Source organism: Phenylobacterium sp. (genome assembly GCF_031425575.1).
Taxonomy (GTDB): Bacteria; Pseudomonadota; Alphaproteobacteria; order Caulobacterales; family Caulobacteraceae; genus Phenylobacterium.
Window position 1 is genome coordinate 1 of the sequence record NZ_JANPJP010000283.1, and the last position, 9675, is coordinate 9675.

General features: G+C 67.0%; 7 protein-coding genes. 4 read left to right on the plus strand and 3 right to left on the minus strand.

Annotation, left to right across the window (positions count from 1 at the left end):
• Window positions 1-6: 6 nt before the first annotated feature.
• From RMO97_RS21590 to RMO97_RS15885, 4 genes are all read left to right on the plus strand, one after another.
• A complete protein-coding gene (locus RMO97_RS21590) occupies window positions 7-171 on the plus strand; it encodes a helix-turn-helix domain-containing protein (protein WP_409035325.1) in 165 nt (54 codons plus the stop codon).
• 306 nt (window positions 172-477) lie between these two features.
• A complete protein-coding gene (locus RMO97_RS15875) occupies window positions 478-930 on the plus strand; it encodes a cupin domain-containing protein (RefSeq protein WP_310542005.1) in 453 nt (150 codons plus the stop codon).
• 107 nt (window positions 931-1037) lie between these two features.
• Complete coding sequence (locus RMO97_RS15880) at window positions 1038-2306, plus strand: DUF4010 domain-containing protein (RefSeq protein WP_310542006.1); 1269 nt, start codon at window positions 1038-1040, stop codon at window positions 2304-2306.
• Window positions 2307-2400: 94 nt separating this feature from the next.
• Window positions 2401-2994 (plus strand): hypothetical protein, encoded by a 594-nt coding sequence (locus tag RMO97_RS15885; protein WP_310542007.1) that lies wholly within the window; start codon window positions 2401-2403, stop codon window positions 2992-2994.
• A gap of 75 nt (window positions 2995-3069) precedes the next feature.
• On the opposite strand, the gene RMO97_RS15890 is transcribed toward RMO97_RS15885, so the two are convergent.
• The 3 genes from RMO97_RS15890 to RMO97_RS15900 all read right to left on the minus strand — a co-directional run.
• Window positions 3070-3804 carry a gluconokinase, GntK/IdnK-type gene (locus RMO97_RS15890; protein ID WP_310542008.1) on the minus strand — a complete coding sequence of 245 codons (735 nt, stop codon included), beginning with the start codon at window positions 3802-3804 and terminating at the stop codon, window positions 3070-3072.
• A gap of 38 nt (window positions 3805-3842) precedes the next feature.
• On the minus strand, window positions 3843-5918 hold the full coding sequence (locus tag RMO97_RS15895) for a response regulator (RefSeq protein WP_310542009.1): 2076 nt from the start codon (window positions 5916-5918) through the stop codon (window positions 3843-3845).
• A 1-nt stretch (window position 5919) separates the two neighbouring features.
• Window positions 5920-9675, minus strand: a 3756-nt coding sequence (locus RMO97_RS15900; protein ID WP_310542010.1) for a response regulator, incomplete at its 5' end; no start/stop codon positions are given.

Genomic DNA, 9675 nt, shown 5'->3' on the forward strand with positions numbered 1-9675 from the left:
GATCTCCTGGAGACAACAGACCTGAGCGTCGAACAGGTGGCGGCCGAGACTGGCTTCGGAGCGGCCACCACCCTGCGGCACCACTTCCGCAATCGCCTGGGCTTGAGCCCCGCGGCCTACAGGCAGCGTTTCGGGGTGGCGACCGCCGCACTTGGCCCTGCGGCGGCCTAGCTTTCGAGGTTAAGGCCAGGTTCCACCAAGGTGGCTGGGCTTCGAACCGGCACGCGCATGCGGACGCGAATGGGGCCGCCGCCGCGGTCATGTTCCTGCCGAGCGAGCTCGTTGCGGAGCGCCCGGCCTGTCGCCCGCATGATCTTGGTCAAAGACAAAAGCTGGCAGTGCGCGAAGGTCAGGGCTGGCGGACCCTGCATGAGCGTGCGCGCGGGCACGAGGCCTGGGCGAGTTCACGATGCGGTGTCGACCTGAAGACGCCATGCGACGCGACGCAGCTCGCAGGATCAAACGAGGAGATGCGCTGTGAAGGGCTTTGTCGAGGACATCGAGGACCTGACTGTTGAGAACGCCGCGTTCCGCCGCGTGCTCTATACGGGCAAGCACTTGCAGCTGGTGCTGATGGCGTTGAAGGCCGGAGAAGAGATCGGTTCCGAAACCCACGTCGGCCATGACCAGTTCTTTCGCGTCGAGAAGGGCAAGGGCGAGGTATGGATCGACGGCGAGCGCACCAAGATCAAGCGCGACGACGCCATCGTCGTGCCGGCCGGTGCGACCCACAACATCGTCAACACCGGCTCAAAGTCGCTGAAGCTCTATACGCTCTACGCGCCGCCCCAGCACCTTGACGGCCTGGTGCGCGCGACGAAGGCGGACGCCGCGGCCACCAAGGCGGAATTCGACGGAAAGACCACGGAAGGGCTCGCCCCGGCCAAGGCGACAGGTCCTCGGGGAACCCATGAAAAACCCGCCGACTGAGGAGGCGCTCGGCGGCCCTCGAGGTCGGCGGCCCGACGCCGTGTTGGGGGTGGCCGTCAGAGCGCCCCGAGCGTCGCCCCATGCCTCCTGATGACCCAACGACCTGGTTGAGCGGCGCCGAGTGGCGGCTGGCGGTCGCCCTGGCGATTGGCCTGCTGATCGGGCTGGAGCGCGAGCGTCGGAAGGGTGAAGGGAGCACCCGTTCGGCCGCCGGCTTGCGCACCTTTGGTCTGGTTGGCCTGCTGGGTGGCGTTGCGGCGCTGGCGGGCGGTACGGGTCTTATCCTGCTGGCTGGAGGCTTCGTCGCCCTCGGAGCCATGGTGGCGTATTGGCTGGGGGATCGTAAGGACCCCGGATTGACGGGCGAGGTGGCGCTTGTTCTGACCTACGCCCTTGGCGTGCTGGCGCAGACCCGTCCCGCCCTCGCGCTTGGGGTCGGCGTGGTCGTGGCCGCTCTGCTGGCCTTTCGGGTTCAGCTGCACCGATTTGTGCGCGACCGGATCACCGATCAGGAACTTCTGGACGCCCTGACGTTTGCGATCGCCGCCGCCGTCATTCTTCCCCTCCTGCCCAATCGGACAGTCGATCCGTTCGGGTCGCTAAATCCTTTCATGCTCTGGCGCCTCGCCGTGGTGGCGATGGCGCTCAGCTTCCTGGGATATGTCGCGCAGCGCCTGTTGGGTGGGCGGTTCGGGCTGCTGATCGCGGGACTTGCCGCCGGATTTGTCTCAAGTACGGCCGCGGTCGCCGCCATGGGCGCGCGCGCCAAGGCGCAGCCGGACCTGACCGCCGCCAGCGCGGCGGGCGCGATCGCCTCCATGATCGGCAGCCTCGCCTACCTGCTGGCGATCATAGGCGCCGCAAGTCCGCCGCTGATCATCGCCCTGGCCATCCCTCTGGGCCTGGCGTCCCTCCTGACGCTTGCCTACGCCGTCTGGCTCGTGCGCCACACGCCGAAGTCCGCAAACCACGAGACCGTCGGCCGGGCGTTCAGTGGCGGGGCTGTTTTGCTGTTCGTAGCGCTGGTCGGCGTCTTCAGCCTGGTTGCGGAACTGCTCATTCGCTGGCTCGGCGCGGCCGGCGCCCTGATCGGCGCAGCGGCGATGGGCGTCGCCGATGCGCAAGCGGCCTCGGTATCCATGGCCACCCTTCTGGCCGGCGGGCGGATGCCCGAGTCGACCGCCGCGATCGGCGTCGTCCTGGCGCTGACCACCAACATGGCGATCAAGGTTCCGACAGCCTTCGTGACCGGAGGTCGAGTCTATGGGCGCCAGGTCGCCATCGGTGTCCTGCTACTGCTGGCGGGGCTATGGATCGGTGGCGTTGTCGACGTCCTTGCCGGTGGAGGATGGCTCTCAGTGGGGAGGCGATCGTGACTCAGCCATCAAGCCGGAAGTCTGCGGCCACGCGTCCATGCCGGGCGCAAGCGGCATGAATCGGTCGCGCTCGCCAGCCGCTGGCCCACGGTGGTTGCGTCCGCGAACCAGCGGCCATCTGGATGGTCCCATCCAGCTGCGCGTCAACGACATCGGGCAGATCTTTCACACCCTCGACCCCCTTCCGTTTCGCGAGCGTGACCTCGACTCTGGTGTTGAGGAATACATCGTCGGTTGGGCGGGCGAGATCGCCGGGGAGCGAGCGATCACGATCATCGTCCACCTGCCGCCGACGGAAGCGGAGCGGGAGGAGGCGCGGCACATCGGAGAGGCGATGCGCAACTACTTTGCGTACCGCTCGAGAGTCCTGGGATGGGACCTCCGCGATCTGTTCCGCACCGGCCGGGCCTCGCTGGCGATCGGCCTTACCGTCCTGGCGGCCTGCATCGTCCTGGGCAAGGGCGCCAGCGGCTTGTTGGGAGCGGGCTACGTCGGACGGTTTTTTGACGAGGGGCTGATCATCCTGGGATGGGTCGCAAACTGGCGCCCGGTGGAAATCTTTCTCTACGCCTGGTGGCCTATCGAGCGACGGCGCCGGCTCTACCGCCGGCTCTCCGTCGCCCAAGTGAAGATCGAGGCTGGTGACCCGCAGGGAGCAGTTCCAGGATCGACCCTCCACCAAGGCTGACCAACAGATTCAGGAGCCTGGGAGCCGTGCCAGTGCGCTTCAGCGCGGCCCCGCAGAGCCCGTCGCAGCGGGAGGTCAGGCCGGCCCGGGCCGGCCACCGTGGCCGAGCGCCTCGAGCACCCGTTCGACCTGGCGTTCCGTGGGCAGGGCGATGTCGATGACGATCGCTCCCTCCTTCGGAGCTGGGGCCTCCAGGGTGGTAAGCTGCCCAGCCAGCCCCTGCGGGCCTGCGAAGTGGCCTGTGCGTTCGGTTAGCCGCCGGTGCAGGATGTCGCGGTCACCGGTCAGCCAGACGAACCGCAGGCCGGGCCGACCTGCGCGCAGCCCTTCCCGATAGCTTTGCTTCAGCGCCGAGCAGGCCAGCAGACAGGGGGCGTTTTCGGCGCGACGGTCGTCGATCCACCGCCGAACGGCGGCTAGCCAGGGCGCGCGATCGGCGTCGGTCAGCGGCACGCCCCGGCGCATCTTCTCCACGTTCGCTGGCGGGTGCAGGTCGTCGCCATCCTGGCGGGCCCAGCCAAGGCGCGCGGCCAGGGCGGCGGTGAGGGTCGACTTGCCCGCGCCGGACACGCCCATCACCACCACGACCGGGGTCGGCGCTTGCGGGGCTGTCGAGGGACCTGACATGCTGGATTTCTGCCATACCGCGTACTTGAAGACGAGACTCGGAGGGGGATCGGCGAGAGCGGCAAGTCTCAGGCGCGCCTGGGTGCGGCCCGGGACGCACCGGAACCTCGTCGGCTCCAGCCACTGCAGAGCGAAGGCGCTGGCGGCCAGAAGCAGAGCCGAAGGGAGGATTGTGCGGGTCATCAGCCCAAGCGTGCGCGATCTCCGGGCAGGTCACTCTGCTAGGTCCGGATGCGGCGACCGCCCTTGCCCGGGCGCCGCGCCGGCTCCGGCGCACTGGAGGGCTCTTCCAGCAACTCCCGCAACTTCGCGGCCAGGACCGGGGCCTGGTAAGGTTTGTCGAGGATCGGGAACTCCGTGCTGAGCAGCAGATCGGAGTCCACGACGAAGCCTGAGGCCAGTAGGACCTTTAGCTCCGGATGGTCACGTCGCGCCTGGTTGGCCAGAGCGACGCCGCTCATGCCCCCTGGCATCACGACGTCCGAGAACAGCAGCCGGATATCGGGGTCCTCGGCCAGCCTCTCCAGCGCCTGATCGGCCTGGGTGGCGGTGACGACGTCGTAGCCAAGGCCCCGGAGCAGATCGACCGTGAGGGTCAGGACCGCGGGGTCATCCTCGACCACCAGCATCCGCTCCGCACCGCCGACCATCTCGCCGACATCGGCCTGGGGCGCGGGCTTCTGCACGGGAGCCTGGGAGCGGGGGAGGGTGATGTCGAACCTCGCGCCTGCGCCCGGTTCGCTGACGATTCGGACCTCCCCGTCGGATTGCCGCACAAAGCCATAGACCTGGGACAGGCCCAGTCCCGAGCCGCGGCCGACCTCCTTGGTGGTGAAGAAGGGTTCGAAGATCCGTTCGCGCACATCTGCCGTCATGCCCGCGCCGGTGTCCTGCAGGCTGATGCAGATGGCGTCGGCGCTTGTCTCGGTGCGGATGGTGAGGGCGCCCACGCCAGCCATCGCGTCCCGGGCGTTGACCGCCAGGTTGAGCAGGGCGTTTTCCATCTGGGTGACGTCGATGTGGGCAGGCTGGGGGCCGCTGGCGAGGTCGAGCTCGACGCTGACCGCCTCGCCCACCGCCTGCCGCAGCAGAGGGGCGAAGTTACGGATCAAGTCGCCGATGTCGACGGTGACGGGGGTCAGGTTCTGGCGGCGCGAGAACGCCAGCAGCTGGCGGGTCAGGTCGCGGCCTCGCTCGGCCGCCTGGCGAATGGCGTCGATCCGCAGGGCGCGCTTGAGAGTGTCCTCCGGCCGCCGCGCCATGATGTCGACATTGCCCAGGACCACGGTCAGCAGGTTGTTGAAATCGTGGGCCACCCCGCCGGTGATCTGGCCTACCGCCTCCATCTTTCGCGCCTGGGCCAGCTGTTCCTCGATGGAGTGTCGGTCGGTGGTGTCCAGGATGACGCCGAAAATCTGGCTCTCGCCGTCTTCTTCTCCGGGCGCCAGGACCCCCTGATCCGAGAGCCAGCGATACTCGCCGTCCGCACACCGCCAGCGGAATTCGCAGGCGTAGGCGCCGGTGCGAGTGGTGGCCGAGACGGTGTCGATGACCCGCTTGAGGTCGTCGGGATGGATGCGAGACACGCCAAAGCCGGGCTCGGAAACGAAGCGCTCGGAGGGGAAACCGGTGATCGCCTCCACGGCGGCGCCGACGAAGATCGGGGCGAAGGGCGGGGCCGCCCCGCGGGCGTGGAAGACAATGGGCAGGGACTTCAGGATCGCGTCCTGCTGGGCCTCGGAACGGCGCAGGGCGCGCTCGGCCCGAGCCTTGGCCGCCTGGATGCGGGCATTCTCCTCCAGCAGCCACTGACGGTGCTCGGCGAGCCGCTTGGCCTCCTCGGTCTTCAGATAGATGTCGGCCAGGACCGAGACCTTGGAGCGCAGGATGAAGGGGTCGACCGGCTTGAAGACCACGTCCACCGCGCCGGCCGAATAGGCCTGGAAGACATGGGCCTCATCGCGGAAGATGGCCGTCACGAAGACGATCGGTGTCCGGCCGGTCTTCTTGCGGCTGCGGATCATGGCGGCCGTCTCGTAGCCGTCCATGCCGGGCATGTGCAGGTCCAGCAGGATGACCGCGAAGTCGTGGTCCAGCACGCAGCGCAGCGCCTCGGCCCCCGACCTGGCGATGATCAGTTCGTGACCCAGGTCCTCGAGGGCCTCCGCCGCTGCAAAGGCGTTGCGCTCGTCGTCATCGACGATGAGCACCTTGGCGCGCAGCACGGCGTCGAGGTCGGGCGGCGCAAGACCATCCGGCCTTGACCGCCTCACAGGCTGGGTCGCCGTTCCCGGCATGCTAGCCGGCCTGCGGGAGCAGGGTGCCGACGATGTCGCCGGCGACCCGCAGGGCGTCCGAACGTTGCACCGAGACCCGCAGCACCGAGATCAGGTGATCGATGTCGACCGGCTTGGAGACATAGTCAGAGGCGCCGGCCTGGATGCACTTCTGCCGGTCGCCCTTCATCGCCTTGGCTGTGACCGCGACGACCGGAAGGTCGACGAAGGCGCTGCGTGAGCGAATTTCGCGGATGGTCTCGTAGCCGTCCATATCCGGCATCATGATGTCCACCAAGACCACGTCGACCTCCGGATTGGCGTCCAGCAGGTCAAGTCCGGCGCGACCGCTCTCGGCGTACGAGAGCTGCACGCCATATTCCTCCAGCGCGCTGGCGAGCGAGAAGATGTTACGGATGTCGTCGTCGATCACCACGATCTTGCGGCCCGCCAGTACGGTGTCGTCATGGCGGCTCTGGCTGAGCTTGGCCTTGGTCGGTTCCGAGAGGCTCTGAACCGGCTGGTGCAGCAGCAGACTGGTCTGCTCGATCAGCTGCTCGGACGTGCGGGCCAGGCGCACAAGGCCGCCGAACACCCCCAGCCGCAAGCGACGCTCGTCCTCGGCGGGCATCTCATCGGGCGCATAGACGACCACGGCGGAGGACTCGGCCTGCTTGAGCCGGTCGATCATCTCGCCTACCGGAGCCGCCGAAGACTCCACCACCAGCGCGTCCGGACGGCTCGCCTGGGGTCTGGCGAGGACCGCGGCCAGATCGTCGGTGAGCTCCACATCCGGGAAACACTGTCGCAGCGCCTGGCTGGCCTCGCCCTCGCCGCCGACCATGACGACGGAGCGATCAGCCTTGTCCACGAAGGTCTTCACCTCCTGCAGGGTGGAGACCACCACCTCGCGCTCCACCGGCTTACGGGTAAAGCCGAAGGCGCCCATCGAGAGGCCCAGGCCGCGCTGGTCGTCAGCGGAGATGACGTGGACCGGAATATGGCGAGTCTCCGGCAAGCGCTTCAGGAGGTCGAGCAGGGCCAGGCCGTCCATGTCGGGCAGGCCGATATCCAGCATGATGGCGTCGGGCGAGAACCGGCGCGCGAGGGACGGCGCGGCCGCCCCTTCACCGGTGACGACTCCGAGGAAACCGCTGTCCCGCACCAGGGAGAGCAGAATCGAGGCGAAACGAGGGTCGTCCTCGACGATAAGCACCACGGAGTCGCCTGGCTTGACGTCGTCGCGGTCGTCGGCGACCGGTTCCGGCGTCTCGTCCGAGAGGCTGGACGGCATCAACATCCGGGGCGGAGGCGCGATGGCGCGGCCGCTGGAGGGGGCCTGGACCTGCGGGCTGAAGTTCAGCGGCACGAAGAGGGTGAAGGTCGAGCCCTTGCCGGGCCGGCTCTCCACCTTGAGTTCACCGCCAAGCACCCGGGTGATTTCGCGGCTGATGGAGAGGCCAAGGCCCGTGCCGCCGTATTTGCGGCTGGTGGTGCCATCGGCCTGCTGGAAGGCCTCGAAGATGATCCGCTGCTTCTCTTCGGGGATCCCGATGCCGGAGTCCTCCACGGTGAAGGCGAGCACCTGGCCGGCGGTGTTCATGTGGTCGTTGGCCATGCTCCAGCCGCTCTCGACCCGGCGCACGCCGAGCTTCACGAACCCGGTCTCGGTGAACTTGAAGGCGTTAGAGAGCAGGTTCTTGATGATCTGCTGCAGGCGCTTGTCGTCGGTGTACATCGACTGCGGCAGGCCGGGATCGATCTCCACCTGGAAGTCGAGCTTCTTGTCCTGGGCGATCTGGCTGAAGGTCCGGTCGACCTGGTCGCGCAGGCTGGCGAAGGACATCTGGCCGATATCCAGGGTGACGGTGCCGCTCTCGATCTTCGACAGGTCGAGAATGTCGTTGATCAACACCAGCAGGTCGGCGCCGGCGTCGTGGATGTTGCGCGCGAACTGGACCTGCTTTTCCGACAGGTTGCCCTGGCCGTTGTCGCTGAGCAGCTTGGACAGGATGAGCAGGGAATTCAGCGGCGTGCGAAGTTCGTGGCTCATATTGGCCAGGAACTCCGACTTGTACTTCGAGGTCAGGGCCAGCTGTTCGGCCTTGTCCTCCAGGGCGAATTTGGCCTGTTCCACCTCGCGGTTCTTGGCTTCGACCTGGGTGTTCTGGTCCGACAGCAGCTGAGCCTTTTCCTCCAGCTCGGCGTTGGTCTGCTGCAGTTCATCCTGCTTGGTCCGCAGCAGTTCCTCCGATTGCCGGAGCGAGGCGGCCTGTTGTTCCAGCCGGTCGTTGGTCTTGGTCAGTTCCTCCTGCTGCGCCTGCAGTTCGGAGGTCAGCAGCTGGGACTGTTTCAGCAGACCCTCGGTGCGCATGTTGGCGGCGATGGTCGACAGCACGATGCCGATGGATTCCATCAGCTGGTCGAGGAAGGCCTGCTGGGTCTCGTTGAACTCCCCGAAGGTGGCCAGCTCGATCACCGCCTTCACATCGCCTTCGAACAGGGCGGGCAGGACGATGATGTTCTGCGGCGCGGACTCGCCCAGACCTGAGGAGATCTGCACGTAGTCGGCGGGGACGTTGGTCAGCAGGATGCGCGACTTCTCATAGGCGCACTGGCCGATCAGGCCCTCCCGCAGCTTGAAGGACGCGCCCAGGTGCTTGCGGTTGTTGAAGGCGTAGGCCGAGGCGAGGTTCAGCACCTCCTGGCCCTCTTCATCCATTTCCGAAACGTAGAAGACGGCGTGCTGGGCGTTGATCAGCGGGGCGAGTTCCGAGAGCACGAGGTTCGAAACGGTGGACAGGTCGCGCTCGCCCTGCAGCATCCGGGTGAACCGCGCGAGGTTGGTCTTCAGCCAGTCCTGCTCGGTGTTCTTCAGCGTTTGATCCTTCAGATTGCGGATCATCTCGTTGATGTTGTTCTTCAGCTCCTCCACCTCGCCCGAGGCTTCCACGGTGATGGACCGCGTCAGGTCGCCCTTGGTCACGGCGGTGGACACCTCGGCGATGGCGCGGACCTGGGTGGTCAGGTTGGCGGCCAGTTCGTTCACGTTATCGGTCAGGTCGCGCCAGAGACCGGCGGCGCCAGGCACCCGCGCCTGGCCCCCCAGCTTGCCCTCGATCCCCACCTCGCGGGCGACGTTGGTCACCTGGTCGGCGAAGGTCGCCAGGGTTTCGATCATGCCGTTGATGGTGTCGGCGAGGCTGGCGATCTCGCCCTTGGCGTCCAGGGTCAGCTTGCGCTTCAGGTCACCCTCGGCCACCGCGGTCACGACGTCGGCGATGTTCCGCACCTGGCCGGTGAGGTTGGCGGCCATCATGTTCACGTTGTCGGTGAGGTCCTTCCAGGTCCCGGCGACGCCCGGCACCTGGGCCTGGCCGCCCAGCTTGCCCTCGGTGCCCACTTCGCGCGCCACCCGGGTCACTTCGGAGGCGAAGCCGTTCAGTTGGTCCACCATGGTGTTGATGGTGGACTTCAGCTCGAGAATTTCTCCGCGCACGTCCACGGTGATCTTCTTGGAAAGGTCGCCCTTGGCCACCGCGGTGGTCACGTCAGCGATGTTGCGCACCTGGCCGGTGAGGTTGGAGTCCATCAGTTTCAAGTTGTCGGCCATCTCCTTCCAGGTCCCGGCCACGCCCCGCACCTGGGCCTGGCCGCCGAGCTTGCCTTCGGTCCCCACCTCGCGGGCCACGCGGGTCACTTCGGAGGAGAAGGAGTTCAGCTGGTCCACCATGGTGTTGATGGTGTTCTTGAGCTCCAGGATCTCGCCGCGCACGTC

Bases quoted from the DNA above. Each gene is read 5' to 3' on its own strand.
- RMO97_RS15890 (WP_310542008.1), bottom strand. From the start codon at position 3,804: ATGACCCGCACAATCCTCCCTTCGGCTCTGCTTCTGGCCGCCAGCGCC.
- RMO97_RS15895 (WP_310542009.1), bottom strand. From the start codon at position 5,918: ATGCCGGGAACGGCGACCCAGCCTGTGAGGCGGTCAAGGCCGGATGGT.